Annotated in this window: 30 protein-coding genes; 2 read left to right on the forward strand and 28 right to left on the reverse strand. The window is 45.6% G+C overall.

The features are described 5' to 3' along the window. Window positions 1-107 precede the first annotated feature (107 nt). Complete coding sequence (locus tag PODO_RS20900) at window positions 108-491, reverse strand: hypothetical protein (protein ID WP_038572521.1); 384 nt, start codon at window positions 489-491, stop codon at window positions 108-110. 213 nt (window positions 492-704) lie between these two features. Between PODO_RS20900 and PODO_RS20905 the strand changes: the two genes are divergently transcribed. Next, window positions 705-2,447: an ABC-F family ATP-binding cassette domain-containing protein gene (locus tag PODO_RS20905; protein ID WP_038572523.1), complete on the forward strand. Its 1,743-nt coding sequence runs from the start codon at window positions 705-707 to the stop codon at window positions 2,445-2,447. 169 nt (window positions 2,448-2,616) lie between these two features. On the opposite strand, the gene PODO_RS20910 is transcribed toward PODO_RS20905, so the two are convergent. The 27 genes from PODO_RS20910 to PODO_RS21040 form a co-directional block, all read right to left on the reverse strand. Next, window positions 2,617-3,336 (reverse strand): hypothetical protein, encoded by a 720-nt coding sequence (locus tag PODO_RS20910; protein ID WP_036682805.1) that lies wholly within the window; start codon window positions 3,334-3,336, stop codon window positions 2,617-2,619. A gap of 282 nt (window positions 3,337-3,618) precedes the next feature. Continuing rightward, on the reverse strand, window positions 3,619-4,434 hold the full coding sequence (gene spo0A, locus PODO_RS20915; protein WP_036682806.1) for a sporulation transcription factor Spo0A: 816 nt from the start codon (window positions 4,432-4,434) through the stop codon (window positions 3,619-3,621). Window positions 4,435-4,631: 197 nt separating this feature from the next. Next, window positions 4,632-5,744 carry a SpoIVB peptidase gene (spoIVB, locus tag PODO_RS20920; RefSeq protein ID WP_080742549.1) on the reverse strand — a complete coding sequence of 371 codons (1,113 nt, stop codon included), beginning with the start codon at window positions 5,742-5,744 and terminating at the stop codon, window positions 4,632-4,634. 138 nt (window positions 5,745-5,882) lie between these two features. Then, entirely contained in the window at window positions 5,883-7,610 is a 1,728-nt protein-coding gene (gene recN / locus PODO_RS20925) for a DNA repair protein RecN (protein ID WP_038572526.1), read from the reverse strand. 46 nt (window positions 7,611-7,656) lie between these two features. Beyond that, entirely contained in the window at window positions 7,657-8,106 is a 450-nt protein-coding gene (ahrC, locus tag PODO_RS20930) for a transcriptional regulator AhrC/ArgR (protein WP_036682813.1), read from the reverse strand. A 31-nt stretch (window positions 8,107-8,137) separates the two neighbouring features. Then, complete coding sequence (locus tag PODO_RS20935) at window positions 8,138-8,611, reverse strand: hypothetical protein (protein WP_235219482.1); 474 nt, start codon at window positions 8,609-8,611, stop codon at window positions 8,138-8,140. Between the two features lie 265 nt (window positions 8,612-8,876). Further along, entirely contained in the window at window positions 8,877-9,779 is a 903-nt protein-coding gene (locus PODO_RS20940; RefSeq protein WP_036682815.1) for a TlyA family RNA methyltransferase, read from the reverse strand. 45 nt (window positions 9,780-9,824) lie between these two features. Further along, window positions 9,825-11,729: a 1-deoxy-D-xylulose-5-phosphate synthase gene (gene dxs, locus PODO_RS20945; protein ID WP_038572528.1), complete on the reverse strand. Its 1,905-nt coding sequence runs from the start codon at window positions 11,727-11,729 to the stop codon at window positions 9,825-9,827. A 99-nt stretch (window positions 11,730-11,828) separates the two neighbouring features. Next, a complete protein-coding gene (locus PODO_RS20950) occupies window positions 11,829-12,776 on the reverse strand; it encodes a polyprenyl synthetase family protein (RefSeq protein WP_052097217.1) in 948 nt (315 codons plus the stop codon). Further along, window positions 12,763-13,020: an exodeoxyribonuclease VII small subunit gene (xseB, locus tag PODO_RS20955; RefSeq protein WP_036682818.1), complete on the reverse strand. Its 258-nt coding sequence runs from the start codon at window positions 13,018-13,020 to the stop codon at window positions 12,763-12,765. The genes PODO_RS20950 and xseB overlap by 14 nt, the downstream gene beginning before the upstream one ends. Beyond that, window positions 12,998-14,377, reverse strand: coding sequence for an exodeoxyribonuclease VII large subunit (xseA, locus tag PODO_RS20960; protein ID WP_038572529.1), 1,380 nt, complete (start codon window positions 14,375-14,377; stop codon window positions 12,998-13,000). The genes xseB and xseA overlap by 23 nt, the downstream gene beginning before the upstream one ends. A gap of 11 nt (window positions 14,378-14,388) precedes the next feature. After that, window positions 14,389-15,246: a bifunctional methylenetetrahydrofolate dehydrogenase/methenyltetrahydrofolate cyclohydrolase FolD gene (gene folD, locus PODO_RS20965; RefSeq protein ID WP_036682821.1), complete on the reverse strand. Its 858-nt coding sequence runs from the start codon at window positions 15,244-15,246 to the stop codon at window positions 14,389-14,391. Window positions 15,247-15,288: 42 nt separating this feature from the next. Next, window positions 15,289-15,741, reverse strand: a complete 453-nt coding sequence (gene nusB, locus PODO_RS20970; RefSeq protein ID WP_036682824.1) for a transcription antitermination factor NusB — start codon at window positions 15,739-15,741, stop codon at window positions 15,289-15,291. Between the two features lie 257 nt (window positions 15,742-15,998). Next, on the reverse strand, window positions 15,999-16,232 hold the full coding sequence (locus PODO_RS20975) for a DUF2273 domain-containing protein (RefSeq protein WP_036682825.1): 234 nt from the start codon (window positions 16,230-16,232) through the stop codon (window positions 15,999-16,001). 15 nt (window positions 16,233-16,247) lie between these two features. Next, on the reverse strand, window positions 16,248-16,787 hold the full coding sequence (gene amaP, locus PODO_RS20980) for an alkaline shock response membrane anchor protein AmaP (RefSeq protein ID WP_036682827.1): 540 nt from the start codon (window positions 16,785-16,787) through the stop codon (window positions 16,248-16,250). Between the two features lie 74 nt (window positions 16,788-16,861). Beyond that, on the reverse strand, window positions 16,862-17,278 hold the full coding sequence (locus tag PODO_RS20985; protein ID WP_036682829.1) for an Asp23/Gls24 family envelope stress response protein: 417 nt from the start codon (window positions 17,276-17,278) through the stop codon (window positions 16,862-16,864). 115 nt (window positions 17,279-17,393) lie between these two features. After that, complete coding sequence (gene accC, locus PODO_RS20990; RefSeq protein WP_038572530.1) at window positions 17,394-18,737, reverse strand: acetyl-CoA carboxylase biotin carboxylase subunit; 1,344 nt, start codon at window positions 18,735-18,737, stop codon at window positions 17,394-17,396. Window positions 18,738-18,791: 54 nt separating this feature from the next. Beyond that, window positions 18,792-19,301 carry an acetyl-CoA carboxylase biotin carboxyl carrier protein gene (gene accB, locus PODO_RS20995; RefSeq protein WP_038572532.1) on the reverse strand — a complete coding sequence of 170 codons (510 nt, stop codon included), beginning with the start codon at window positions 19,299-19,301 and terminating at the stop codon, window positions 18,792-18,794. A gap of 147 nt (window positions 19,302-19,448) precedes the next feature. Beyond that, window positions 19,449-20,366, reverse strand: coding sequence for a SpoIIIAH-like family protein (locus PODO_RS21000; RefSeq protein WP_036682837.1), 918 nt, complete (start codon window positions 20,364-20,366; stop codon window positions 19,449-19,451). 67 nt (window positions 20,367-20,433) lie between these two features. Continuing rightward, window positions 20,434-21,078: a stage III sporulation protein AG gene (gene spoIIIAG, locus PODO_RS21005; protein ID WP_036682839.1), complete on the reverse strand. Its 645-nt coding sequence runs from the start codon at window positions 21,076-21,078 to the stop codon at window positions 20,434-20,436. Between the two features lie 43 nt (window positions 21,079-21,121). After that, window positions 21,122-21,898 carry a stage III sporulation protein AF gene (gene spoIIIAF, locus PODO_RS21010; RefSeq protein ID WP_038572534.1) on the reverse strand — a complete coding sequence of 259 codons (777 nt, stop codon included), beginning with the start codon at window positions 21,896-21,898 and terminating at the stop codon, window positions 21,122-21,124. Between the two features lie 27 nt (window positions 21,899-21,925). Next, entirely contained in the window at window positions 21,926-23,158 is a 1,233-nt protein-coding gene (spoIIIAE, locus tag PODO_RS21015) for a stage III sporulation protein AE (protein ID WP_036682845.1), read from the reverse strand. 44 nt (window positions 23,159-23,202) lie between these two features. After that, window positions 23,203-23,592 (reverse strand): stage III sporulation protein AD, encoded by a 390-nt coding sequence (gene spoIIIAD, locus PODO_RS21020; protein ID WP_036682847.1) that lies wholly within the window; start codon window positions 23,590-23,592, stop codon window positions 23,203-23,205. 7 nt (window positions 23,593-23,599) lie between these two features. Further along, window positions 23,600-23,803, reverse strand: coding sequence for a stage III sporulation protein AC (spoIIIAC, locus tag PODO_RS21025; protein WP_036682849.1), 204 nt, complete (start codon window positions 23,801-23,803; stop codon window positions 23,600-23,602). 13 nt (window positions 23,804-23,816) lie between these two features. Further along, window positions 23,817-24,335 (reverse strand): stage III sporulation protein SpoIIIAB, encoded by a 519-nt coding sequence (spoIIIAB, locus tag PODO_RS21030; protein WP_036682851.1) that lies wholly within the window; start codon window positions 24,333-24,335, stop codon window positions 23,817-23,819. Continuing rightward, a complete protein-coding gene (spoIIIAA, locus tag PODO_RS21035; protein ID WP_038572536.1) occupies window positions 24,328-25,329 on the reverse strand; it encodes a stage III sporulation protein AA in 1,002 nt (333 codons plus the stop codon). Before spoIIIAA ends, spoIIIAB begins: the two co-directional genes overlap by 8 nt. An 82-nt stretch (window positions 25,330-25,411) precedes the next feature. Continuing rightward, the gene (locus PODO_RS21040; RefSeq protein WP_371915730.1) at window positions 25,412-25,675 is read right to left on the reverse strand and encodes a YqhV family protein; all 264 of its coding nucleotides are present in this window, start codon (window positions 25,673-25,675) and stop codon (window positions 25,412-25,414) included. A 302-nt stretch (window positions 25,676-25,977) separates the two neighbouring features. On the opposite strand from PODO_RS21040, the gene PODO_RS21045 reads away from it, so the two are divergent. Continuing rightward, window positions 25,978-26,844: a YitT family protein gene (locus PODO_RS21045; RefSeq protein WP_080742551.1), complete on the forward strand. Its 867-nt coding sequence runs from the start codon at window positions 25,978-25,980 to the stop codon at window positions 26,842-26,844. Window positions 26,845-26,888 lie beyond the last annotated feature (44 nt).

Below are 26,888 nucleotides of genomic sequence, written 5' to 3' on the forward strand. Positions count from 1 at the left end.
TGTCTATTATGTGAAGTGGAGTTTTGTGTGAATGGCAGGGATTTATCTAATTGCAAGTAAAAAAAGCCGCACCAGTAATGGCGAGACTTTTCGTCATTATTCATTTATTATTCGCCGAGCTGCGTCTTGATCTGCGAAATTTCTATTTCCATGAACTCTACACGTTTATTCAACTCCGCGATATAGTTTCTTCTAGCCTCTAAGTCTGCTCCGCTTGTTAGGTCGGCCGCAGTAGTTTCCACCAGTTGGATCGCTTCTTTGAGAACTTGAACGCTTGATTCTGCCCCTGCTAATCTTTCCCGGAGTTTAGCCGCAGCAATACTTGCCTTTAGCGCTGCCTTCTCAGTCTCCTTACTCTCCACTATTATCGTTTTTCCTTCAACCGTCACCCCTGCTCCGGTCGCTTCGGACATCGCGCGTACAGGTACGTAGGCCGAGTTATTTACTACAATCGCATCTGCAATCTTCTTTCCGTGCCACAGCCAACCCAACTACTGGCCAGATGTAATCGAGCTATAATACGCTATCTGGGCAGGCGTGATCATATTGTTCTAAGTTGTATTTTAAAATTTCACAAGCAACTTTAATGCGAAATGATTGAAGTTGCTTGTAAACAGTGTTACTCTATCAACGGTAAACTCAAAATCTGTGCTCTTTAATACATCTTATAATAGTCACTATTTTTAGTTAAGAAAGGTAACACTATGATAAAAGTTGATAACTTATCCTTCGCATTCCCGCAAAAAGAACTATATAAAAACATTTCATTTACGCTTGAAGAGGCACAACATTGCGCTTTTATAGGAACAAGCGGCAGTGGTAAAAGTACACTGATCGATATACTAATGGATCCAGAAAAATATTTGTTCGAAGGCAAGCTAGAGATGGACCCAACCTGCAAAATTGGGTATGTAAGTCAGTTTTCGCAACTTGACAAATCTAAAGAAACAACAGTTTTTGAATATATAGGAGAAGAATTTATTAAGATACAAAATGAAATAACAGCTATCCTCACTGAAATGGAAACATCATCAGATATTGATTCATTACTCGAAAAGTATCAATTAGCTCTAGATGCCTTTGATTTAATGGATGGAAATGATTTTGAAAGCAATATTAATAAGAAACTAAATTTAGCCAACCTCTTGAAGCTAAAAGATGCTAGGGTATCCGACCTAAGTGGTGGGGAATTCAAGCTTATTCAAGTGATGAAGGAAATGCTGACTAGTCCAGACTTAATGATTATGGATGAGCCCGATGTATTTTTAGATTTTGAAAACCTAAATGCACTTAAAAATCTTATTAATGCTCACAAAGGAATATTGCTAGTGGTTACGCATAACCGTTATCTATTGAATCATTGTTTTAACAAAATTATACACCTTGAAAACATGGAGATCCAAGAGTTCGATGGGCGATATATTGAGTATAACTTCTCATTACTTCAGACGAAAATTGAGTTACAAGAAATCGCAGTCGCTGAACAAGAAGAGATAGAGAGATACGATAACATTATTGATAATCTTAGAGCGATCGCAACCTATAATTCAGAAGCCTCTAGAGGAAGAGCGTTAAAAGCTAGGGTTAAGTTTCAAGAAAGATTGGAAGCGCGAAAAATTAAAGCGCCATTCGTTGATATTAAGCAACCAAAAATCAGTTTTGGTGTGGACAATGAATTTGAAGAAGACATCACTGTTTTAAATGTGAATAATTATAGTGTTTCTTTTGATGAGTTGATTTTAGAAAATGTTAACTTTGAGATGAAACCTACAGATAAAGTAGCCCTTATCGGTCCAAACGGTACCGGGAAAACGACTTTACTCCGAGATATCTTTAAAAATAATCATGATTCAATTAAAATGAATTCTGATATTAAAGTGGCTTATCTTTCTCAGCTTCAAGACGAAGTGCTAAAGGATTCTAATACCATACTAGAAGACTTCATCGATGCCGGGTTTGCAACTTATGACGAGATTAGAGCACATCTTTCAAACTATGGCTTTGAAGGAGAAATTCTTAATCAAAAGATAGAATCTTTATCTGGTGGCGAAAAAAATATACTGCAATTGGCAAAAGTTTCTGCTAGCAAAGCAAACTTATTGCTTCTTGATGAACCGACAAGCCATTTAGACACCTATACACAAATCGCACTGGAGAAAGCCATTGAAGACTATAAAGGTGCGATACTCATGATTTCTCATGATTTCTATTCTGTAGTAAATGGGATGGATTATGTACTAATCATTGACGATAAGACGATTAGAAAAATGAGTATGCGAAAATTCAGAAAGATGATTTATACCAGTCATTTTGATAAAGATTATTTAGAAAATGAACAAAATAAAAAAGCAGTTGAAATGAAAATAGAATTAGCTTTAAAAGACAATAATTTTGAACTTGCAAAAGGTATGGTTGATGAGCTAGAAGAGCTGATTAAGTTGCTTTAAATTCCAACCCTCTGAATGAAATGATTACAAGAACGATGAAATAAAATGTTGGTGGAAAAGTATCCAAAAAAAAGACACTGATGAATAGATCTCAGTGTCTTTTTACTGCATTGATTTTATTGATAGCTCATGCCGCGGACACTCTGATTGATATAACTATAATGAAGTATCATGAGAAATTTTTATCAAAACAGTCTTTAGTCTCGCATTTAATTTTATACCATTGATAACCATAATCCGATAAGTTTGGTAGGATCAATAATTTGTTACCACAGCGGATACAATTATTTTCTGATAAATTGCCGTTCTTATAGTCAGCTAAGTAACCTTCTGCTAGTTCTACTTCCTTAATGATATTTTCTAGAGCAACATCGCTTATATCAAAAGGGGTCATATCTCCTCTATTTGCATGGATAGAGCGTGAAAAAGCTCCAAATCCACCAACCAGTTCGTGGTGATGCGTATTAATCCGTCCCCCACCTCTCTCAAATAATTTGATCATCGGTTCATATATATCTGGAAACTGCAATGCGATATTGTCGCGCGCATCAAGCAAAGAGCACCAGCGTAAATAATGTATACTTATTAATTTCATAAGCATAATATCAATTTTATTAAAATTCGGACACGTTTCTAAGAAACTGTCCCACTCATTTTCCTCCATCTTAAAACCTAATAACATATCCATTCCTATGTATATACTTGCTGCTTCCTTTGAGATAAACTGCAAAAACACGCCGACTCTACGGTAATACTCTGCAATCAAATTAGCATCTGCTTCATATTCACCCTTAGATCTTACTTCTTCGTATCTTTTTTTTGAAATTTCAATGTATAAATTCGCATCAATATTCCTAATTCTTTCAACACCTGATTCGTAATAATTCATGAAGATTCCTCCGACTTAACTCATAAATGTAGTTCTGTATCTGGATAGAAAATTAGTTTATCTAACCAGTTCGCCCGATTGTTCTATGTCCCTGCTTGAGTTTCACCATTTATAAGATGGCTAATCTTTAAATAAAAACAAAACCCAATAAACCAAAAAGGTTTATCGGGTGAGATGGAAAAAGTTTATCGGCTTCAAAACAAGTTTATCGGTTTTTATATACTGACTGTAAACACCTACCATCAACCTACAATCCCTTACCCCGCACTACCCCTAACCCTTTCAACTAACCTTATGTTCAATCCGCAGCTTGTCTGCTACCATGGCAATAAATTCCGAGTTAGTAGGCTTAGATTTGGAGATATTAATGGTGTAACCGAATAAATGGCTGATGGAGTCGATGTTCCCACGTGTCCAAGCCACTTCAATCGCATGGCGAATCGCCCGTTCTACGCGTGAAGGCGTGGTTTTGAACTTCTCAGCGATTGCTGGGTAGAGCGTCTTCGTAATCGCACCAAGGATCTCGATATTGTTATATACCATGGTGATCGCTTCACGCAGGTACTGATAGCCCTTGATATGCGCTGGGACACCGATTTCATGGATGATCGAGGTAATGTTAGCGTCGAGGTTCTTGCCCTTAGAGAGCGGCACTACATTCGATCTGGACGTCGACGAATAATTGTACATGTTGGAGGAAGAGCTCATGCTGCCTTGAGAGCCGACAAGCTGACGTACACGATTTGCCAGGACCTCCATATCGAACGGTTTCAAAATATAATAGGATGCACCAAGCTGTACAGCTCTTTGAGTGATGTTCTCCTGACCAAAAGCAGTCAGCATGATGATCTTCGGTTGAGGATTCAGATCCATATCACGTAGACGTTCCAATACACCTAGGCCGTCTAAATGCGGCATGATGATATCAAGAATAAGAACATCGGGAATTTTACGCGCTTCGCTAAGCATTTGAAGCACTTCTTCACCATTGTAGGCGATACCCGTTACGGTCATATCTTCTTGCTCAGAAATGTACTCGGAAAGCAAATTCGTAAATTCCCTGTTATCATCGGCCAACAACACTTCAATATTCTGCACTGGCTGCTTCCTCCTTAATTATATCTGCTATTCGAAAATAACATTTTTTTCTTGTCTCTTACGTTTTCGACATGGAGATCGAATTCCCTTCTGTCGAAAATTATTTTTCTTTATTTTTTTTCTGCGTTGGATTATAATTAAATATTTTATCTCAATGTTCGAGGTTCTTCGTAATCGTTCGACAAAAAATCTTAAGGCTAAACCGCCTTAAGATTTAATGAATACCTATTCTCCTGTTTGGTCACACCTGAATCTTGAAGCATCCATTCGATGAAGCACCCATAACCGGACTTAGGATCATTTACAAATACATGAGTTACCGCCCCTATGAGACGGCCATCCTGTACGATAGGACTTCCGCTCATGCCTTGAACGATACCGCCTGTCTTATCGATAAGACGTGGATCGGTGATTCGCAGCACCATTCCTTTAGTGGCTGGCGTTTGCTGATGTGCTACATGAATGATCTCAACCTTAAACCGCTCCACCTGCTGTCCGTCAACTACAGTTAGGATCTCAGCAGGACCTTCCTTGACTTGATCACTCATCGCCACGGGAATCGGTTCTTTGTAAAGACTGTGCTCGGGATTGGAGCTCATTTTACCGAAGATGCCGAAGTCAGTATTACTCTCCACATTTCCAAGCACTTGGCTTTCTTTCAAAAAATGCGCTCGTTTCTCGCCCGGATCGCCATCCTGGCTTTTGGATATGGAGGTTACACTGGACTGAACAATATGACCACTGCCTACAACAATTGGGGTACCGGTATTCATGTCTGTAATCACATGTCCCAAAGCTCCATATACACCTTGCTCGGGAGCATAAAAAGTTAATGTGCCGACACCCGCTGCTGAATCACGAATGTACAGGCCTAACCGCCACACTTTGTCATGAATGTCATACGCGGGCTTTAGCTTAGCTGTATGCTCTTTACCCCCGCGTTTGAAGACAATGGTCAAGGGGTTATTCGCTTTACCAGCACGATCCACCAGCTTGGCCACCTTGGACAACTCATCCAATTTCTCACCATTCATGGAGATCATCAGATCACCCGGCACTAAACCGCTGACCTCTCCTGGGGAAAGCTTAGATTTCTCTGATACTTCAATCAGATGATGACCAACAACCAAAACACCTGCTGATTTCACTTTCACACCGATCGTTTGACCTCCCGGGATCACCTTAAGCTCGGAATGAATTCCTTGTGCAGTCACCTTGGCTGGTTCACCATGCAGTGGTGCAGCAGAACTTAGATTTGTTCCCGTTATGCCCGATAAACTAAGAAAGAAGGCAAATAAAAGGCCTGGCATTAACTTCCTGAGGTTAGGCTTCAATGGCTGTCACGCTCCCTTTTGCTTCTTTCGCTTGACGAAAAAGGTGGTCGCCAATTGCGTACCTATAAGATAACCTTGCCCCCAGGCTTTTATTACTGTCAATCATTGCTCCGCTTAGCTTGTTGCAGCCTTACTTGCCTCGGCCAGATTAAGCATTTCCTGCGAGTGATGCAATGTTTTTTCGGTAATTTCTACGCCACCCAGCATCCGGGCCAGCTCCATTACACGTCCATCGTTTGTTAGGGATTCCACTTCAGTCATGGTTCTTCCATCCTCAACCTTTTTGCGGATTAAGTACTGATGGTCAGCCATACAAGCCACCTGCGGCAAGTGAGTAATGGAGAACACCTGACAGGTAGAGGATAGCTTAAACAGCTTATCTGCGATGGACTGAGCGGCTCTGCCGCTGACACCGGTATCCACTTCGTCAAAAATCAGAACTGGAATTGCATCATGGCGCGCAAAAATACTTTTCATTGCCAGCATAATACGCGACAGCTCACCACCAGAGGCGATTTTGCCAAGAGGTCTCAGGGGTTCGCCCGGGTTAGGGGATATCATAAATTCTGCGCTGTCTATCCCTTGTCTTGTGAGGCGAATACGCCGACCATTGTATTCCACTCCACGGGGGTCCTCCAGCGTGTCTAATTTGACCTGCAACGAGGTTCTTTCCATTTGAAGGTCTTTAAGCTCACCCTCCACTTGGGTGGCCAGATCAGCAGCACAAAGCTTGCGTGCTTCACTTAATTCCGTAGCTGCTTCCATTAATACAGACAGCAGCGAATCGCGCTTCGCCGTCAGTTTCTCCAGATATTCATCTTTATTCTCAAGCAAATCAGTTTCCCGGTGAATTTGTTCATAATAAGCCAAAATCTGTTCTACACTCTCTCCATATTTACGTCGGAGTCCAGTGATCAAATCCAGACGATTCTCGATTTCTTCAAGTCGCATCGGATTGAACTCGATATTTTCCCGGTAATCACGAAGCTGAAAAGCAGCATCCTCTAGCTGGTAATATGAGGACTGCAGCTGTTCGAGCACTGTTCGCAGACCCTTCTCATCGTAACGAACTGCATCCTCAAGTCTGGAAATGACATTACCGATCGATTCCAAGCCTTGTCTGTCGTAAAGCAGCTCATATGCACCCGATACGGAATCCATCATTTTCTCACTGTGGGATAGTTTGACCCGTTCTTCGGTAAGTAATTCATCTTCTCCCGGTTTTAATCCGGCGGATGAAATTTCTTCAAGCTGAAAACGATATAAGTCGAGCATTTGGTATGCCTTCTGGCTGGATTCCTGCAGCTCTCGCAGCTCTTTCTCCACCTTCGCGAAGGCAGAATACCTTTCCTGAAAAACTGCCTTTAGCGGACCAATAATCGGTTCTCCGTATGTATCCAGCAGTCCCAGATGCCGTTCCGCCTTCAGCAAGTTCTGGTGCTCATGCTGGCCGTGTATATTAACCAGCTGCTCGCCGATCTCGCGAAGCATGGTAAGATTGACCATCTGTCCATTTACACGTGATGTACTTTTACCTTGAGAGGTAAGCTCGCGTCGTATAATAAGATGCTCCTCGCGCTGGGCCTCAATGCCAAGACGCTCCAAAGTCTCCCAAACGGGATGACCGCTGGGAAGACTGAAGAGCGCCTCCATCTCCGCTTTTTCACAACCATAACGAATGGAATCCGCTGAACCGCGGCCTCCAACAATCAATCCAAGCGCATCAATAATAATGGATTTACCTGCCCCGGTCTCTCCCGTAAGCACGTGGAAGCCAGGATAAAAATGCACATCAACCGCCTCAACGACGGCAAGATTGCGTATAGACAAGGTTTCTAACACTAATAGAGCACCTCCGAGAAGATGACAGGCATCTGATTAATTATAATTAAGAAATATAACCCATGATTTGTGAAATTACAGTCTTACTGTCCTCAGGTAAACGGCAAATAATAAGGATTGTATCATCACCAGAAAGGGTTCCCATAATTTGCGGCCAGTCAATATTATCAATCAAAGCAGCGACAGAGTTAGCCGTACCTGGTAAACATTTCATCACCACAAGATTAGCCGAGGAATCGATCTGCACAAAATTATCCACAAGAACGCGCTTAAGCTTCTGAATGGGATTGTACCGTTGATCCGTTGGAAGTGAATATTTATATCTTCCATCATCCATGGGTACCTTGATGAGCAACAGCTCTTTTATATCTCGAGATACTGTGGCTTGAGTAACTTGAAAACCTGATTCACGCAAGGCTTCCACAAGCTCGTCCTGTGTCTCGATATCCTTTTGTGTAATAATTTCACGAATCTTAATATGTCGTTGTCCCTTCATTGTTGCCTCCTGGTATATAAAAAATATGGACTCAGTTTGATTCTCCATCGTCTTTGCCAAGCTTAATTACATGGATCGATGCTGTTGCTACATTAACATATAGAACGCCGCTGCATTCCGGATAGATCAGCAGGTAGGGAAGCAAGGTATCACGTAAGCCGCTGCCAGTGAAATCCAAAGGCTTGCGTGGTCTGGAAAGGATAACTAAATATAACGATCCTTCCTCTTTTGTCGCCACATAATCTATAAATAACCGGCTATACATCTGCGCCCCATTTACGTTGAAAGACAAGGGGATTTTTAATTTCCCTCCAACGACCTCATATCCTTCATCCTCAAGTATATCAATAGAGGGATGTGGAATAATCACTTTATTGAACGGAATCTGATCCTTCATAAAAGAACGCGGAGAACTCTGCAGCCATACATATACCCGATATATTATAAAAATCGATAATGCTACCCCAATAAACGCCATAACGACCTTGTCAGAGCTACCCGCCACTATCAATCACCTCGGTGATTTATTCGCGTGAAGCCCTGGTAAATCCTGCTTCTAAGCTGTTTTTTTACGAGCTTTCCGCATAATTGATATTATTCGCTAATTCAGCATTTTACAATTACAACGAGCACAGTAAATCCAAAAAAGATTCAAAATATAAAGACCCGGATTTTATACCGGGTCTTTATTTTAATAAATTCAATCCATTTGAGCAAATCTGCAAAACACCCCGCTGACCATTTGAGGTTGACGGGGTGTTCATAAAGCTCTAGCGGCGCGGGGAGTTTCCATGAGTAGAACTCACATTAAAAGTACTCGTAGCCTGCTTAATCACTTCATCAGCAAGGGAAGCGAAGTCCTCCACTGGAATGACTGCTGCAACAGCAGCTGCCGGCTGTACGGATACTTCTTCGCCTTCCACCACTTCTGGCGTCAGTCTCCAGTGAGCAAGAAACTCAATATTGCCTTCTCCGCCTGTAATTGGTGAAAAGGTTAATCCATGTAGACCGAATCCTAACTCTGCAGCCATAGTCAGTACATTAATCAATACCTCTTTATGGACCGCGGAATCACGAATCACACCTGATTTTCCAACCTTCTCACGCCCAGCCTCAAATTGCGGCTTGATGAGTGCAGCGATATCTGCTGGACGTTGCAGCAAGGCTTTGAGGGGTGGGAGAATTATTTTTAAGGATATAAAAGAAACATCAATACTGGCAAAGTCCGGAACAGGACCCTGCAAATCTGAAGGTGTCATATACCGGAAGTTCGTACGCTCCATGACGCTCACTCGCTCATCATTACGCAGTGACCAATCCAGCTGGTTATAGCCAACATCAATGGCATACACATGGCTTACACCATTCTGAAGCGCACAATCTGTGAAGCCGCCAGTGGAAGCACCAATGTCCAGCATGTTCCGTCCGGTAAGATCAATATTAAATTGGCGAAGAGCCTTCTCCAGCTTTAGGCCTCCACGACTGACATACGGATGCACAGAGCCTTTAACCTTAAGGGTAGACTCCCGCGAGACCTTCATGCCAGCTTTTTCAATACGTTCCTCATCCGCGAGCACCAACCCTGCCATAATAGCAGCTTTAGCTTTCTCCCGGCTTTCATAAAAACCTTGCTCCACAAGCAGTACATCAATCCGTTCTTTACGGTGTTCCATGGTCATCTCCCGATCGTTCAAGGGTTACTAATTTCCGGCTTCCACTTAGGAAGACGAAGTCGTTTTGTAATTATAAGCACTTAGAGCCATCATGGACTTGATACGTGCACATAACGCTTCTACGGTAAGGCCTGTTTGCTGACGTTGTTCTTTAATGGAGCCATGCTCCACGAAGATGTCGGGCACACCCATCAGATGTACACGAGCGTCATAAATTTCATGCTCCGCGTAGAATTCCAATACCGCACTGCCGAGACTTCCCGCTTGGCAAGCCTCTTCAATAACAACCATATTGGTTCCAGCATGAGCCAAATCAAGAAGCATGGAGTTATCAAGCGGCTTCAGGAAACGCGCATTCACAATACCCACCTGAATCCCTTCCCGCTTCAGCAAATCAGCGGCTTCTTCAGCCACTTGAACCATAGGACCACATGCCACCACAGCATATCCTTCTCCTGTACGCAGTCGTTCCCATGATCCTATAGGAAGGGTATGCAGTTCAGCATCCATTGCCACGCCTGTTCCGTTAATACGCGGATAGCGGTAAGCAATTGGACCGTCATTATATTCAAGTGCCGTCTTCATCATATGACGCAGCTCATTTTCGTCTTTCGGCATCATCATCACCATATTAGGGATATGGCGCATAAAAGCAACATCGTACACACCCTGATGAGTCTCACCATCCGCACCCACAAATCCAGCACGGTCAATGGCGAACATAACATTGGCGTTATGGCGGCAAATATCATGGACGATCTGATCATAGGCACGCTGCATGAAGGTAGAATACACGGCGTATACCGGCTTCATCCCTTCCATAGCCAAAGCTGCACACAGGGTTGCTGCATGCTGCTCGGCAATACCGACGTCAATCATGCGATCCGGAAATTCCTTCGCAAAAGGAAACAACCCTGAACCGCCTGGCATCGCAGGGGTAACTGCAATCAGGCGCGAATCTTCACGTCCCAGCTCAATCAGCGTACTGCCAAATACTTCGGTATACATTGGAGGACCTACAGCTTTAAGTGCCTGACCCGACTCAATTTTGTAAGGGGAAATGGCATGCGATTTATAGAAATCAGTCTCAGCCGGTTTGTAGCCCTTGCCTTTGGTCGTCAGCACATGCACAAGCACAGGACCCGCCACGTTATCTGCTTGATGGAAGGTGTCGATCATTTTCTCCAGATCATGTCCATCCACTGGCCCAAGATACGTAAAGCCAAGCTCTTCAAACAATACTCCGGGTACCATCATATATTTAAGACTGTTTTTTAACTGTTCAGCGGTTTTCGCTAATCGTCCACCGATGGCCGGAATCTTCTTAAGCAGCCCTTCAACCTCGTCTTTAGCACGCAAATAATGACGGTCCGAACGAATTTTGCTTAAATAATTGTGCATCGCCCCTACATTCGGAGCAATCGACATTTCATTATCGTTCAAAATAACCATCAGCTTACGCTTCTCATGGCCAATGTGGTTAAGCGCTTCAAAAGCCATCCCGCCGGTAAGCGCACCGTCACCAATCACGGCAATTACCTTGTTGTCTTCGCCTTTAAGATCACGAGCCATAGCCATCCCCATCGCTGCCGACAAAGAGGTGCTGCTATGTCCAGCTTCCCACACATCATGTTCGCTTTCAGAGCGCTTAACAAAGCCGCACAATCCCTGATATTTGCGCAGGGTATCAAAGCGATCTTGACGGCCGGTCAGTATTTTGTGGACATAGGCTTGGTGGCCAACGTCGTAGATCATTTTGTCACGAGGACTGTTGTAGCAATAATGTAAGGCCAGCGTGAGCTCCACCACCCCCAGATTAGAACCGAGGTGCCCGCCGGTTGCTGTAAGCTTCTCAATCAGAAATCGTCGAATTTCCTCTGCAAGAGTAGTTAATTCTTCGACTGACAGTGATTTCAGTTGTTGTGGATCATTTATTTGTGGAAGCAGCACGAATAGTTCCCCGCTTTCCTAGATGTTGTAAAATATATAAAAACCATTATAACACAAACGAAACGGCTGTCGAAATACAGCCGCTTCGAAAGTTCATACTTAGTGATCACGTGCCATTAAATAATCTGCAATTTCCAGCAGGCGCTGGTTGTCGTAAAAACCGCCATTCAGCACAGCATTTTGAGCTGCTTCTGTAAGCTGCTTCACCTCAGCACGAGATTCCTCTAACCCAATAAAATAAGGGTAGGTTACCTTCTGCTGTTTGATATCGCTGCCTGTTTTTTTACCAAGCTTGCCTTCATCTCCAACCAAATCAAGAATATCATCCTGAATTTGAAAAGCGAGTCCGATGCTTGTGCCAAAATCACGCAGAGCTTCAAGCTGCTTCTCTGTTGCCCCTGCGATACGTCCGCCGGCTAACAACGAAAAGATAATTAAATCTCCGGTTTTATGCAGATGAATATACTTCAGCTGTGCAAGATCTGTTAGTCCTTGCTCGCCTTCCATATCTGCTATCTGACCGCCGACCATGCCGCGTGGACCCGCCATTTCCGCCAGATCCTCCACTATGGATAAAACATTATCAGCAGGGATGCCAAATTTACGGGAGGCTTGTACCACACTGTAAAAAGCATGGGTCAAAAGCGCATCACCCGCAAGAATAGCTGACGCTTCACCAAAGACTTTATGATTCGTCAGCTTGCCGCGCCGATAATCATCATTATCCATGGCAGGCAGATCATCATGAATCAACGAGTAGGTATGTACCATCTCAATAGCAGCAGCAATAGGCAAGGCTGCTTCACGGCTGCCTCCCAGTGATTCACAAGCAGCGATCACAAGCAGCGGCCGGAGGCGTTTGCCCCCTGCCATTAGCGAATACTTCATCGCTTGCTGTAAATTTTCCGGAACCGTCCATGCTGCGGGAAGAATAGTCTCAAGCTCCTGTGAGAGCAAATCACTTATCGATGCGATGTAATCCTCCAGCGGCTGCCGCATGCTTTCACTTGCGGACCTTCCCTCCAGATCATTCTCAAAGCGATTCATCGGCGTCCCCTTCCAGACGTGCACCAAACGGCTTTTTGCGCAGTTCTCCGTCCTCTTGGGTAATCATTTCGATCTTACGCTCTACTTGTTCCAGCTTGCTGCCGCAAAGCTGCGACAGCTTCATGCCCTGCTGAAATAAATCGATGGCCTTCTCCAGAGGAACGTCGCCGTGTTCAAGCTCACGAACGATTTCCTCCAGTCGGTCCATAGCGCCTTCAAAATCAAGTTCCGCTTCCTTCGTCATCGTCTTTGCCATCCTCCTTCATCCCCCATACTTGGCAGTTCAGCTGTCCGTCATTCATCTTTATCACCACAAGATCGCCAAGCTGCACTTCGGTCAGCGATTTGATTAAATGTTCTTCCGCCTCGTCATACACTAAGCTGTAGCCGCGCGACATTACTTTTAGCGGGCTCAGCGCATCCAGGTGACGAATCTCTGCCACATAGCGAGATCGCTTCTCCTGCAAACGAGCCTGCATAGCGCCCATTAACTCACGGCGCATGCTGTCCGTGCGCTGACGTGCTGCGGCAACACTGTCGCGCGGATGGAACCGCTGCAGACTGTGATGCAGCACCGCCTTACGCTCGCGGGAACGGCTGAGCCGTGCATCCGCTGAGCGCTGGAGCCGCTCACGCAGCATGTCCAACCGCTGCGTGTGCTGAATCAGCGTCCGGCGCGGGCCTGCCAGCGCCAGCGAGCGCTGCAGCACCGAGTGGCGCTCGCGTCCACGCTGGGCGCGTTGTTGCAGCGCTTGGCGCAGCCGCTGCTGCAGCTGGCGAAGCTGCGCAGCTAGCTCGCCGGCATGAGGCACGGCCAGCTCAGCGGCCGCTGTGGGCGTAGCCGCGCGGAGGTCGGCGGCGAAATCGGCAATCGTGAAATCGGTCTCGTGGCCGACGGCCGAGATGACCGGAATCCTTGATGCCGATATCGCTCGTGCGACTTCCTCCTCGTTGAACGCCCACAGCTCCTCCAGCGAACCGCCGCCGCGGCCGACGATAAGCACGTCGGCTTCACCCATGGCGTTCAGCGCGCCAATCGCCTTCACTATCGAAGGCGCAGCGCCTTTGCCTTGCACCAGTACGGGATAGATTACAATAGCTACCTGCGGAAACCGCCGCTGAAGCGTAATCACAATATCTCGTACAGCTGCTCCTGTTGGGGATGTAATCACACCAATACACTTCGGGAACCGCGGCAACGAACGCTTGCGAGCTTCTGCAAAAAGGCCTTCTTTTTCAAGCTTGCTCTTCAGCTGCTCATAGGCCAGATATAAACTGCCAATCCCATCAGGCTGCATATGTGTGGCATAGAACTGGTATTGCCCATCCCGTTCATAAACGGTCACATTACCTCTGGCAATTACCCGAGCGCCTTCTTTCGGAATAAAAGGCAGCCGCTGGTTATGAGAAGCGAACATAATCGCTTTAATGCGGCTGCTCTCGTCCTTAAGTGTGAAATACATATGCCCGCTGCCATGATGTGTAAAGTTGGAAATCTCTCCGCGAATCCACACATCCGAAAGTAAATTATCCGAGTCTAGCTTCATGCGGATATAACGGTTGAGTTCTTTTATCGAATAAACCTGCCGCTCTGCCGCCATGAATCTTACCCCTATTCCAGGCCGTGACGGCGTTTAGCCGCAATCAGCGTGTTGCTCATCAGCATTGTAATAGTCATCGGACCAACCCCGCCTGGAACAGGCGTGATGTATCCGGCAACTTCTTTTGCACTTTCATAATCAACGTCACCTGCGAGTTTACCGTTATCCAGACGGTTCATGCCCACATCGATGACAACAGCACCCGGCTTCACATAGGAAGCATCAATGAAATTAGCCCGTCCGATCGCTACAACCAAAATATCCGCTTGACGGCTAATCTCTTGCATATTAGCTGTACGGGAATGGCACATAGTTACGGTAGCATTTTCGCGTTGCAACAAGAGGGAAACTGGCTTTCCTACAATATTGCTACGACCAATTACAACGGCATGTTTACCTGCCATACCTGTTCCTGTACGTTTGATCAGTTCGATTACTCCTGCAGGAGTACATGGAAGAAGACTGTCGGCACCGATGACCAGGTTGCCTACATTGACAGGGTGAAAGCCGTCTACATCCTTTTCCACGGAGATTGCATCAATAACAGCCTTCTCCTCGATATGCTTAGGCAATGGGAGTTGAACCAGAATTCCGTCGATATCATCGCGTCCGTTTAGCTCTGCTACCAGTGCCAGAAGTTCTTCTTGAGAAGTGGATTCATCCAATTTATGCACTTCCGAATGGAATCCTAAGCTGATACAAGATTTCTCCTTATTGCGAACATAAACCTGAGATCCCGGGTCTTCACCTACTAGAATAACAGCCAAACCGGGCTTTACGCCGCGTTTCGCCAGTTCAGCAACCTCTTGGGCAATGCTAATACGAATTTCCTCGGATACTTGTTTACCACTGATGATTGCTGCTGTCATGTTAGTCTCTCCCCTTTTATATACTTTACTATGGTTTATAAATTAAGAATGGTCAGCTTTAATAGTATCTATCTCTTGGATCATCTTGCCGAGTACTCCGTTAACAAACTTCCCGGAATCATCCGTTCCAAAATGCTTGGCCAAATCGATCGCTTCATTCACCGCAACCTTCGCAGGCACATCATTAGCGAACACCATTTCATACGCTGCTAAACGTAGAATCTGACGATCCACACGTGACAGACGGCTCATTTGCCAGCCCTTCAGGTAATGTTCAAGTATATCGTCGATCGCTACCTTGTGCTCCCATACCCCATTCACATGCTCTACCACATAGTGTTTAAGCTGAATCTCGTCCGTGATTACACGTTCGGTTTCATTCTCTTCTGAAGCTTCCTCGAGCAGCATTTCTACGGCTTCCGCGCTTTCCACATCGTTCATTTCCATCTGATACAGGCTTTGGACAATAATCTCTCTAGCTATACGTCTTTTCATGTGTTCCTCCTAAAATCTTATATCGCATTAAAATATTCACTTGTACTGCAACAACGTCTACGACCTAAATATCGCTTCACACTTATTCATTCTTTCCCTAATCCTGTGAGGATTATTGCACAAAGCGAAGATACCTTCAGAGGAAGCTCGCAAATATACCTATCCCTTGTCGCAAAAAAACCGCAATGCCTTTCTTCCGGGGGCAACGGACAACACAAACTTACGGTTTCCTGCTCCGGGAAAAAGACTATCGCGGTTCACTTAAAGGGACGCCAGCGTCCGGATAATCGCGAAACCAACTCCTGCCATTGAAACAGGGGCGCTTGCGCGGTATCCTTTCTTTTGCCGAGCGTATATCCGATGAACACTACCAGTGCAAAGAACAGCATATCCCAAAAACCGCAAATTAAATAAATCAAACCCAGACCAATGCCGAAAGTCACTCCGGCGATTCTACCCCCGTGACTTTCCCATACTTCTTTCCAAGACATAAGGGAAACTCACCTCTATTCCACTCGACTTTTGAAGCTTGGAGACTGCGTGAGGTTAGCAATATATACAGACACATCAGCAACCGGAATGCCCGTTGTCTCCTGCACGAAATCATGCACCTGACGTTGTACTTCTGTCGTAAGCAGCGGTAATGAATGCTCACCGTCCACTACTGCACGAATTGTAATTTCAAGGCCAGCCTGAGAGACACGAATACGTGACTTGAGATCTCTGATTCCCTTCACTTTACCAGCAGCCTTAAGACTCAGATTCTCAATAGTTTCCATTGAAATCTGGATATCCCCATACTCTGTACGCTGATCGACCGAAGGCAATGAAGCGCGATCACGGCGCAGAGAGATGTAGAAAAATCGGATGCTCAGAAGGAACAAGACAACTGCTACTATTATTGCTGTAATATAAGCTGCTGGTCCATTCTCAATCTCCAAAGTTCTAGGAATCGCACCGCTTAAGAGGAGGATGGCAATAACAGATAGTATTCCGATACTTAAGCTGTAGACAAACAGCAAAAGTCTGTCCAAAATTTTTGCCACGAGTCTCATAACCTCCTTAAATTAGAGTAAACCCTCGACTTTGCTGTCGGGGGTTTATGGAAGAACGATGACTGCTATTTCACACGAAGAATCGTTTCAGCTTCTTCGTTCTTGTCTACAGTGTTGTTGTTCTTGAATTGCACATCATGAATATGCACATTCACTTCCACAACAGTCAGACCAGTCATAGTCTCGATGGAGCGCTTAACATTGCGTTGAATTTCAGCAGCCACTTCAGGAAGGCGATTGCCATATTCAATAATTACAGAAACATCCACCGCAGCTTCACGTTGTCCAACCTCTACTTTAACTCCTTTGGACAGATTCTTACGTCCAAGAAGTTCAACAATACCACCGGCGAAACCGCCGCTCATACCTGCTACACCTTTAACCTCAACGGTCGCCAGACCTGCAATAACCTCGATTACTTCAGGAGCAATCTGGATTTCACCGATTTCCGTCCGTTCGTATTCTGTCGGCAATGTACTCATTTTAGACTTCACACCTTTCAAGAAAGATTGTTCATGATTTCAAGCGTAAAGCACGTCTCTTATTAAACATACTATATCATTTGACGAACTTTATGACAAACAAACCGAAGTCGTCCTAAATTTCATACTCTTCAAGAAACTTAATGTCAAAGTTACCATCCAAAAATACAGGATGCTCCAACAGTTTCTGATGGAAAGGGATGGTAGTATGAATGCCTTCCACGGCGAATTCAGCCAAGGCGCGCTTCATCTTCGCAATCGCTTCCTGACGTGTAGGAGCCCATACAATCAGTTTTGCAATCATAGAATCATAGAAAGGGGAAATCGTATATCCTGGGTACGCCGCACTATCTACACGAACGCCAAGGCCTCCGGGTGGCAAATAAAAGCCGATTTTTCCTGGTGAAGGCATGAAATTACGCTCTGGATCTTCAGCATTTATACGGCATTCAATCGACCAGCCATTAATCACGATATCTTCCTGAGTGAATGACAGCGGATTGCCTTCTGCTACAGAAATCATTTCCTTAATCAAATCCACACCTGTAACCATTTCCGTTACTGGATGTTCGACCTGAATACGAGTATTCATCTCCATGAAGTAAAACTGTCCATCCGGTCCAAGCAGGAATTCAAGTGTTCCGGCTCCCGAATAATTCACGGCAAGCGCTGCTCGAACAGCTGCTTTACCCATTGCTTCACGAATTTCAGGTGTGAGCACTGAACAAGGTGCCTCTTCAATCAGCTTTTGGCGACGACGCTGCACGGAGCAGTCCCGTTCACCTAAGTGCACTACATTGCCATGTTTATCTGCAATAATCTGAATCTCCACATGCTTCATGCCTGTTAGGAATTTCTCCAGATATACACCAGCGTTACCAAACGCCTTTTGTGCTTCCTGTTGTGCAGCAGTGATCTGCTTCACCAAAGATTCCTCGTCCTCAGCAATCCGTATTCCCTTACCTCCGCCACCTGCAGTAGCCTTAACGATGATTGGGTAACCAATATCGCGGCCCAGCATGACAGCTTCCTCTACATCGCCTACAAGACCATCTGAGCCCGGGATAATCGGAACTCCAGCCAGTTTCATGGTTTCCTTCGCTACAGCCTTGTCACCCATACGGTTTATGGCATCTGGAGAAGGTCCTATGAAGATAATATTGCAAGATTCACAAATCTCTGCAAAATCCGCATTTTCAGCTAAAAATCCATAGCCAGGATGGATGGCATCACATTCCGTTAAGGTGGCTACACTCATAATATTTGTAAAGTTCAGATAGCTGTCCTTGGCCGGCATCGGACCGATGCAGTAAGCTTCATCAGCCAACCGGACATGCAGTGAATCCCGGTCGGGTTCCGAATAGACCGCGACGGTGGAAATGCCCAGTTCACGGCAGGCCCTAATAATGCGGACCGCGATTTCGCCGCGGTTGGCAATCAACACTTTTTGAATGTTCATGCGTTTCCTCCCAAAGTTTTGCGAAGCTTCCGCTCCTTAAGTAGTCTGCGGTATTTATTCCGGTTTAACCAAGAATAGTGGTTGACCATATTCTACAAGCTGACCGTTCTCAGCAAGTACAGACACGATTTCACCTTTGATCTCCGCTTCCAGCTCGTTCATCAGTTTCATCGCCTCGATAATGCAAACCGTTGATTTTTCACTTACACGGTCTCCAATATTAACAAACGAAGGCGTTTCCGGAGAAGCGGCACTATAAAAGGTCCCCACCATTGGAGACACAATTTTATGTAGTTTGCCTTCATCAGCTGCTTGTGGCTGCTGCGCTGGAGGAACTTCACCAACTACCGGATAGGATACTTGCGGTACGCTCTGCGGCTGCGGGGCAGGCGTAAAGGGATAGGCAGCATAAGGAGTCGCCTGTACTGCTGTTCCATCAGCTTCAGGGCGATCCGGTTTGCGAATTGCAAGCTTCATTCCTTCGCTTTCGATCTCCAACTCATGTACAGAGGAGGTCTGGTCCAGCAATTTAATCAATTCCTTAATTTCGCTCAACTTGAACATATATCAGTTCACTCCTTCAGCTTTCTCTCGAAGCCACTTCTTAAGCGGACAAGATAACTTTATGTATTATATCACAATCGGTAAAAATGGAAAGAGCCCGGGGCAACCCGAGCTCTTTCGTCATTTTTCTTTTAATTTTACAGCTTATTATTGCTCGGAAACGTATTGTACACTAATTTTATCTTGAGACACGCTCAGTTCCTTCATTACGAGATCCACGATACTAACGGCTTGCTTTACATCCAGTTTGTCGCTGAGAACGACTACTTTGTAGCTGTCTCCAGCTTCTTCCTTTACAATCGCTTCTCCATATTTTTGTTGAAGCTGTTCTTCGATACCGGTAATTTTGGATTCTTTTTCTTCAAGATTGAGAAGTTGTTCTTGAGCGACTGCGTTATCAGCAGGTGTTTTATCCATGTCATTAATCAAAGCAAGCAAGTCTTGTTGGTTCTTAAGATTCTTTTGCTCACGTTCATAAAGGTAGTTAGTGAACATGCTGCTCGCCGATACACTTTGAGAAGCTACTTCATCGAGAATTTCTTTGTCATTTTTGGCTGGAGTCTTGGTGGTTGTATTTGCGGCTGTATCTTTAGCAGATGTATCTGTTTTCGCGGCATCTTTAGCAGCAGTGTCGGTTGTTGCCTTCTCTGAGTCACTGCTATTTGCGGCAGCTTTACTGCTATCGTCCTTAGCAGCTGTAGTTGTACTGTCGTCCGTTTTAGCAGTAGTAGTGCTATCATCCGTTTTAGCGGTAGCAGCACTGTCATCCGTTTTGGCGGCAGTAGCGCTGTCGTCCGTAGTAGCGGCGCCAGTAGTGCTATCTACAACGCCTTCATCAGCAACAACATCGCCTTGACTAACAACTTCGTTCACAACAACACCTTTGTCACCAACCGTTGGCAACGCTGCACCTGCTGTGTCTTTCAGGGAATCAACCTGCATTGTGCCAGCCGTGTCTTTTGGAATCGAAGCACCTGAGTCTTCAGTGAATAAATAGTATGCAGAGAGGACCACCATCAAGCTGAGCATAGAAACCAACCATATCGTTTGTCTTTTGCCGTTCATTCCATATTCCTCCTAAAATTTAATCTAGTGGCTGCTTCGGAAGCACTCACTTATTGACTTTCTCCTGCTACTCTTGTTTGCGTGGTACTACTGAAATGCGCTGGATCGGGACGTTCAAGCCTTTTTCTATAGCCTGCTCGACGAGTCCACGAACAACCTTGTTCTCTGCCCCTTTGGCAACTACCAGTACGCCGCGTACCTGAGGTTTAATCCGCTTCGTCACAATGGGTGTTTCGTCCCCTGATTGCGAGTAGGTTACGATTTCGCCATCCCTCGTATATTGTGTCGTATGACGTTTCCCCCCACTGGCATCCGTCTCTTCACTAAGCTGCTGGGAGTCATTCATATTACGCACCACGACAATTTCTTCTGTAGACTCCACTGTAACCATGATATCGACCGTACCGACGCCAACGATTTTCTCCAAAATCTCCTTCATCCGGTTCTCCATCGCTAGTTCGATGCTGTCGAACGAATTGGTTGTTGTGGTTGGATCACTCTGCACCAACGCCGTTTGTGAGGACTGATTCAGCGGCGGCTCGCGCCCTGTATTCTCGTTATCAATCCTCTTCACATTGACGAAGGAATTGAATAGCATGATCGCTGCGCCCAGCAGACCCAGAATGATCAGCCAGCGAAAGGTATGGCTTCTCTTCGGACTGCCGGCCCCACCCCCAGCCCACTGCTCAAGCTTTTTCAGCCAATTGCCCACTCCCATCCCTCCTAAAAATTATAGTTATTTAGAAACTGCAAGCTCATGATTTGACGTTACTAGCCACGCTGCCATCCACCTGAATGACTTTGGGATCCAAATCCCACTTCAGTTCCAGCAGCTTTACAATGGACTCCATTTCACTCGAGGACGCGCTGTCTTCCGCCACAGTTCCGTTCACTGCTTTATTAGGTTCATCTGATGATGTTGCTTCACTCTCTACGTTATCTGCCGGATTAGCGCCAATTTTAACTTCTACAGGTGCTACAGGAGTGATTGTAATGGGTGCTGTAGTCGCTGTGCTGGAAGCTCCGGAAGTACCCGGGGAGTTAGCCGATGTCTGAGGCATAGAGACCTTTACATTAGAAATGACAGGGACGTCTTCGTTACCGGTGCCGCCAGACTTCCCCATGCCCAGCGTTACGGTGACATTAACCCCGCGTTTGCCGGTCTCGCTGATAATCTGCTCTTTCATCTGACCCGCCACCTCTTCGGCAGCGAGCTGCAGACTCTGTTCCTGACGGCCTTGTGCAAGCTTTTGCCCATCTGCCAGAATCTGTTCCAAGGATGGGTCTCCCTTCCCTCCGCCAGTGAACAAACCGCCTTCTTTCTCTTGCTGTCCCATAGCGACACTCAGTTCGGAGATTGCATCACCTTTCAGGAGAGAGACGATAGGGCTGAGCATCGTGAGCAGGATTAGGAGACTTAGCACCAATCTTGCATAACGCTCCATGGATTTGCTTGGGAGCAGCAATTCAACAAATGACGCCAACAGCACAACCAGGATGATCTCCCGCAGCCAATCGCCCAACCAGCTCATGGTTTCCCTCCTAAAGTTTTTGTTGCTTCACCTCATCATTACGGTCAAGTTACCCGCAGTCAGCATGATCGTAACCGCCATAAAAAACATTAAGGAAACAGCAGCCAAAGCAGCGAATACGTACACCATGCTTTTTCCAATCGTCTGGAGACAGACTACAATCGGTGTCTCTCCCAGCGGCTGCATCACAGCGGCGGCTATGTTGTAGATAAGGGCAAGCACCAGGATTTTGATTGCCGGAAAAGCACACAGGAACAATATGATAATGACACCCGATAAGCCGATCGCATTCTTCACCAGCAGTGAAGCTGAGATTACTGTGTCTGTGGCATCCGCGAACATTTTGCCGATGACCGGAACAAAATTCCCTGTAATATATTTAGCGGCCCGAATGGTGACCCCATCCGTTACTGAGCTTGTTATCCCTCGAACGGAAATTACACCTAGAAACACAGTTAGCAGTACACCTAACAGTCCAGCACCGATGTTTCGCAGCAGGTTAGCCAGCTGGGTTAGTTTATATTTCTCCGACAATGCGCTGACCAGATGCAGCACAGCCGAGAAGAACAGAAGCGGAAAAACAAGGGTGTGGATCATGGTGCCAACCGTATGAATCATAAAAACAATTAACGGATGGGTGACGGAGACCGTAACGATATTCCCCATCGAAGCCAGCAGCGCGAACAGCAGTGGAATCATCGCCATCATGAAATCGATCATCCGATCGATAGCGTCCTTTGCATAACCAATAGCGATATTGAAGCTGTTCACAGCAATTACCAGCACCACCATATAACAGAGCGTATAAGCGACCTTACTGACCGTTTTTCGCTCAAAAGCGGTTTGCAGCGTCTCCAGAATCATGCTGAGCACACTGATCATCACAATCGTCACGAGCAGCTTTCCGTTGTACAGCACCTCATGCCACATAAAGCCTAGAAGCCCAGATAACACACCCTTCAAGCTGAGCCCCTTATCTCCTGGAAGCAGCATGTCCATTAGCGTAGGTGTGGCCCCGTCCGGGAAAAAACCACCATAATCCTTCATCAGCTGATCCCAATACGACTCCACTTTATCTTTTGGCAAATTATTCACCTGGCTCTTGACCCACTGGTCTACCGGGGAAGAACTGCCGGATTCTGGTGTTGAGGAAGCTTGCACACTCTGAGCTGTACCTGCAAACCATAGAATGAAAAAGAATGGAAGCAGCAGCAGTATTATTTTTAGTTTTGGAGGACGGAAAACACTGCGCTCTTGCATAATTTCTCCTCCCGATTCGTTGCTCAGCTCTCTTTACGATTGCTTTAAGCAGGCAGTAGTTTCATGACGGTTTCGATAATGATGCTGATAATGGGTACGGCTAGTACCATAATTAGCACTTTGCCAGCGAGTTCTATTTTGGAAGCAATCGATTCCTGACCGGCATCTCGTACAATCTGTGCACCAAACTCCGCGATATAGGAAATGCCGATGATTTTGAAAACAGTCTTCAAATAAATCATTTCCATCCCCGATGACTCAGCCACCCGCTCCAGTGTAGAGAGGATCATTCCGATCTTGCCGATCAGAAACATAAAAATTAGAATTCCTGTTGTAGTAGCAAGAAGAAAGGCGAACATCGGTTTTTGTTCCTTCAGTACGAGAATCAATATGGTCGATATCAGCCCAATCCCAACAACTTGAATAATCTCCATAGCACGCCTATTGAAAAAGAAAGATCGTTTTTATTTCCTGCAGCAACCCGTCCAGCATACGAATCACCATGAACAGCACGACTACGAACCCGATCACGGTTACCCAATGTGCAAAATCCTCTTTTCCCATCTGTTTGAGCACCGTGTGTATCATGGCGATAATTATGCCAATGCCGGCAATTTGAAAAATCGCATTGACTTCAATATTCATTCCTGGCACCTCGCTAAAAGATCAAAATGACGATCAGTACTCCAAGCAGCAGACCCAGGCTTTTACTTAACTTTTCATATTTGCCTTGATCCTCTCTGGCCACCGACTCCTCCTGCTTCAATTGCTGCAATGCTAACGCGATATGAGTGCTCTGATTCGACCTATCGCTTGTGCCGAGAGTACAGCTGAGCTGGCGAAGAATCTCTTTTTCTGTCCCCTTCATAGCGGTAGACTTCCAATATGCTTCCATCGCCCGCTGGATGGCATCCTGGGCGCTTCTGTCATAGGGAGGGCTCATCTCCTCCGCTGTTTTGACAAACAACGATTTCAGCGGGTCCTTAGACTGATTCCCAATCCGCCGCATGGCTTCCGGCAGTGGGGTGAAGCCGTACATGATCTCTGTTTCCAACCGCTGTAGTGCTGCTATTAAACCTCTGATATGTCTGGGCCTGTCTGCATATTGACGAGCAAACTGGAGACCTGCAAGCGTACCAGCCACCACAATGAGCACAGCACCGAACAGCTTAAGCATGCAAATCACCACCTAGTCGATCCCCGGGAGAGATAAGCAGCATTCCTCTTTTCTGGCCATCCAGAATACGAAACGTGAGGCCTGCTTCTGAACGATGGAGTATGACATATCTCTCGAACATCTTTTGTTCCAGCAGTCCTCCAAGACCCGGCCTACGAGCCAACTCTGTTACATCTTTTCCGTGAGCGGAAGCAATGACAGATATTCCGGCATGCAGTGCCTCGGTAACCGCTTCGGCATCTTCAGGACGGCCAATCTCATCCGCGATTAATACATCTGGAGATAGTGACCGGATCATCATCATCATGCCTTCTGCCTTGGGACACCCATCAAGAACGTCTGTCCGCGGACCCACGTCAAAGGCCGGAACACCACGCCGGCTGCCAGCAATTTCAGACCGTTCGTCAACAATTCCCACCTTCAGCCCCGGTCTATTCCCTTCGCGCTTGCCCAATTCCCCTAAGGAGATTTGTCTTGCGAGATCGCGGAGTAGGGTAGTCTTGCCATGTTGTGGAGGGGAGAGAATCAAGGTGTGCATCATTCGCTGCCGCCCCTTGTCCAGTAAATAAGGCAGCACTCCATCTGCGATTCCAGGTACTTCACGAGCAATACGGACATTAAAGCCAGTGATATCACGAAGATGTTCTACACCTCCGCCACTCAGTACTGTCCGACCAGCAAGTCCTATCCGATGACCGCCGGGAATCGTAATAAATCCTTTTCTCAGCTCTTCTTCCATCGTATATAGCGAATGGTTGCTGATCAGATCTAGCAGTCGATGAGTGTCTTCCCGATCCGGCTTGTAAGCTTCTTCAGGCCTCTGCGTCAAACTGCCATTCACTCTTAGAAAGTGATATTTACCAGAGTAGTTAATTTCCAGCGGACGACCTTCACGGACACGAATCTCCTCCACCATTCCTAGCAGCGGAAGGGGAAGGCACTTTAACAGTGCTCTTACTTTTTCAGGAAACAATTGCAGCCAGTCATCTGCCATACAAAGTACCCCCAAGCTGTCCTCTACTTAATTGCTTTATTCCATATTTATGCTTGTACGCGCCCAATATGCCTATCATCTATCATTTTTTCAAAATCCCGATTAAGAGAAAGGCTACACCGCAGCCCACCCAGCCTAATTTGCTCCATGACAGCTGCTGCGCCATCCCAGTCAGGCCAATTGCTGTCGTCAATATCAATATGGTCGGGCCTACCAAAGCCAGTCCAGAATTGACAGCGAGTGCCTTATCGACCTGATTTAATCTGAGCATTATCAGGGCAGCTATAATCTCTGCACTGCCCGAGAACAACCGCAGAGTCGCCATCCAACTCACATACTTGTCCAATCAACTCAACTCCTTTTACTAATTCATTCATACCAAAAGACATCTGAGGCTTGTTTAGCTTTCTATTATTCATGGATATGCGTGGCTTTTTCACTTTAGACAATGAGAAATGACAGATTTACAGATCAGACTGTGAAAGAATTCATAGTGAGTGGGTTCATAAATAAATATAATCAGTACGATAAAATAATTTTTACGAACGCCTTCATCTGTGGTATCCTTTTTAATTGGAAATATAGTGAGTTTATATTTTCAAAAAAAGGCAAACTAAAAAGACATAAGAAAAAGAGGGGATTTGTGTCATGCACGTTCGAAATTACGAGCTACCGCTCAGCATGCGGTCCGTAGTCAGACCAGTAAGAGAAGCGGCAATCATTATTTTTTCAGCTTTTTTAGTCGCCGCAGGGATGAGATTATTTCTAATTCCTCATCAACTGCTAAGCGGCGGGGTAGCGGGGGTGGCTTCAGTCATTGGGTATGTAACTAATCCGAAGTACATCTCAATCATTTATTTTGCGATAAACCTTCCTGTTCTGATCTGGGGATTTATTGCAGTGGGGAAAAAGTACATCTTACTAAGCATGCTTTCCGTTTTAGCTACCACCTGGTTCATGACAATTATTCCTGCGGTGAAAGTGACCAAAGACCCGATTTTGGCTAGTATTTTTGGCGGCGTAATTATTGCTGGCGGGGTTGGATTTTCTCTCCGTGCCGGGGGCTCATCTGGAGGATTTGATATATTAGGCTCGATTATTACACGTAAGCGGGATATTCCTATTGGGAATGTACTCTTCGTAATGGATGGGATCGTTATTCTGAGTTTAGGCTTCTTTAAAAGCTGGGACTCAGCCTTATACGCTATGCTCTGTATTTTTGTGAAAAGCAGAGTGGTTGATATGATTCATATTCGTCATGTCAAGCTAACCTGCTTCATTGTTACCAAGGAACGGGATAAAATGCTGAATCGTCTTAGAGAGCTGCCTCATGGCATCACAGTAGTCAACGCAGAGGGCGGTTACAGTCACGAGGGCAATACAATGCTGATGACCGTAACGACCCGCTATGAGCTGTCAGAGCTGCGTAAGACTATCCTTGAGACGGATCCAAGCTCTTTCGTCAATGTACTTGAGACTGTTGAAATTCTAGGCCGATTTAGACGTTTAGGATAAATACCCATATAGATGTAAAAAGGAACGCTGCATTCAAACCTGCA

The organism is Paenibacillus odorifer (assembly GCF_000758725.1).
Taxonomy (GTDB): domain Bacteria; phylum Bacillota; class Bacilli; order Paenibacillales; family Paenibacillaceae; genus Paenibacillus_AQ; species Paenibacillus_AQ odorifer.

What these genes read in the sequence shown, in the direction of transcription:
- PODO_RS20905 (WP_038572523.1), top strand. Translation starts at nt 705, where the DNA reads ATGATAAAAGTTGATAACTTATCCTTCGCATTCCCGCAAAAAGAACTA.
- PODO_RS20910 (WP_036682805.1), bottom strand. Translation starts at nt 3,336, where the DNA reads ATGAATTATTACGAATCAGGTGTTGAAAGAATTAGGAATATTGATGCG.
- spoIVB (WP_080742549.1), bottom strand. Translation starts at nt 5,744, where the DNA reads ATGCCAGGCCTTTTATTTGCCTTCTTTCTTAGTTTATCGGGCATAACG.
- ahrC (WP_036682813.1), bottom strand. Translation starts at nt 8,106, where the DNA reads ATGAAGGGACAACGACATATTAAGATTCGTGAAATTATTACACAAAAG.
- PODO_RS20940 (WP_036682815.1), bottom strand. Translation starts at nt 9,779, where the DNA reads ATGGAACACCGTAAAGAACGGATTGATGTACTGCTTGTGGAGCAAGGT.
- PODO_RS20950 (WP_052097217.1), bottom strand. Translation starts at nt 12,776, where the DNA reads ATGAATCGCTTTGAGAATGATCTGGAGGGAAGGTCCGCAAGTGAAAGC.
- xseB (WP_036682818.1), bottom strand. Translation starts at nt 13,020, where the DNA reads ATGACGAAGGAAGCGGAACTTGATTTTGAAGGCGCTATGGACCGACTG.
- xseA (WP_038572529.1), bottom strand. Translation starts at nt 14,377, where the DNA reads ATGGCGGCAGAGCGGCAGGTTTATTCGATAAAAGAACTCAACCGTTAT.
- folD (WP_036682821.1), bottom strand. Translation starts at nt 15,246, where the DNA reads ATGACAGCAGCAATCATCAGTGGTAAACAAGTATCCGAGGAAATTCGT.
- nusB (WP_036682824.1), bottom strand. Translation starts at nt 15,741, where the DNA reads ATGAAAAGACGTATAGCTAGAGAGATTATTGTCCAAAGCCTGTATCAG.
- PODO_RS20975 (WP_036682825.1), bottom strand. Translation starts at nt 16,232, where the DNA reads ATGTCTTGGAAAGAAGTATGGGAAAGTCACGGGGGTAGAATCGCCGGA.
- PODO_RS20985 (WP_036682829.1), bottom strand. Translation starts at nt 17,278, where the DNA reads ATGAGTACATTGCCGACAGAATACGAACGGACGGAAATCGGTGAAATC.
- accC (WP_038572530.1), bottom strand. Translation starts at nt 18,737, where the DNA reads ATGAACATTCAAAAAGTGTTGATTGCCAACCGCGGCGAAATCGCGGTC.
- accB (WP_038572532.1), bottom strand. Translation starts at nt 19,301, where the DNA reads ATGTTCAAGTTGAGCGAAATTAAGGAATTGATTAAATTGCTGGACCAG.
- PODO_RS21000 (WP_036682837.1), bottom strand. Translation starts at nt 20,366, where the DNA reads ATGAACGGCAAAAGACAAACGATATGGTTGGTTTCTATGCTCAGCTTG.
- spoIIIAF (WP_038572534.1), bottom strand. Translation starts at nt 21,898, where the DNA reads ATGAGCTGGTTGGGCGATTGGCTGCGGGAGATCATCCTGGTTGTGCTG.
- spoIIIAE (WP_036682845.1), bottom strand. Translation starts at nt 23,158, where the DNA reads ATGCAAGAGCGCAGTGTTTTCCGTCCTCCAAAACTAAAAATAATACTG.
- spoIIIAD (WP_036682847.1), bottom strand. Translation starts at nt 23,592, where the DNA reads ATGGAGATTATTCAAGTTGTTGGGATTGGGCTGATATCGACCATATTG.
- spoIIIAC (WP_036682849.1), bottom strand. Translation starts at nt 23,803, where the DNA reads ATGAATATTGAAGTCAATGCGATTTTTCAAATTGCCGGCATTGGCATA.
- spoIIIAB (WP_036682851.1), bottom strand. Translation starts at nt 24,335, where the DNA reads ATGCTTAAGCTGTTCGGTGCTGTGCTCATTGTGGTGGCTGGTACGCTT.
- spoIIIAA (WP_038572536.1), bottom strand. Translation starts at nt 25,329, where the DNA reads ATGGCAGATGACTGGCTGCAATTGTTTCCTGAAAAAGTAAGAGCACTG.
- PODO_RS21045 (WP_080742551.1), top strand. Translation starts at nt 25,978, where the DNA reads ATGCACGTTCGAAATTACGAGCTACCGCTCAGCATGCGGTCCGTAGTC.